This is a genomic window from Thiolapillus sp. (assembly GCF_048562965.1).
In the GTDB taxonomy this organism is placed as follows: domain Bacteria; phylum Pseudomonadota; class Gammaproteobacteria; order Chromatiales; family Chromatiaceae; genus Thiolapillus; species Thiolapillus brandeum_A.
The window spans coordinates 1-601 of record NZ_JBHNMF010001496.1 but is presented as its reverse complement, the minus strand read 5'-3'; the positions used below and the strand labels follow the sequence as shown (position 1 = coordinate 601).

1 protein-coding gene and 1 pseudogene are annotated in these 601 nt (G+C 52.6%); both read right to left on the bottom strand.

All coding sequences use genetic code 11. The features are described 5' to 3' along the window. Positions 1 to 121: 121 nt before the first annotated feature. Entirely contained in the window at positions 122 to 250 is a 129-nt protein-coding gene (locus ACOCD2_RS25135) for a KfrB domain-containing protein (RefSeq protein WP_419582010.1), read from the bottom strand. Between the two features lie 197 nt (positions 251 to 447). Further along, positions 448 to 601: pseudogene (locus ACOCD2_RS25130) on the bottom strand (IS21 family transposase); the annotation flags it as partial.

The window sequence follows — 601 nt, the reverse complement described above, 5'->3', positions numbered from 1 at the left end:
TAATTCAGTTGTGGGGACAACTCAGTTTCGGGTTGTAACATGGGCCGTATCAGTCGTGACAGGCTGAGCCTATCACTCATGACCACGTCCTAAGGACGTGGGTTTCTACGCTAAACTAAAATCAGCGGGAGCGACTACGGGCCTGCTTTATCGAGGAGTCAGATGTAACGGCCCGACCGTCAGCATTGTATTCAATGCTCTTTATACTCCCTACTCCAGGTACTCTATCGAAATCATTGCGCGAATGCATAATAATTTTTTCCCGCATTGCTGGTACACGGAGTCCTTGTCGGCGTGTACGATCACGCCAAAGCTGGCCCGCTTCTTATCAGCCGGCGAGGCCGTATAAATGTTGTAGATACCGGCCTTCAGATTGAAGGCCTTTTCAACCTTCTCACTGCTCCATCCCTCCCCACTGTCGGACTGAACGATGCGTGAACCGTGTTGTTCCAGCCAGGCATTCAGTTCAGCCAGATCCTTGAACCGGGGCCGGGGACTGAACAGCCATTCCCGCACATTCCCCACCTGATTTTCAACCTGCCCCTTCTCCCATCCGGAAGCCGGTGTGCAGGCCACCGGTTCAAACAGATAATGATTGGCC

Coding starts and splice junctions, on each gene's coding strand:
- ACOCD2_RS25135 (WP_419582010.1), bottom strand. CDS start 250: ATGCATTCGCGCAATGATTTCGATAGAGTACCTGGAGTAGGGAGTATA.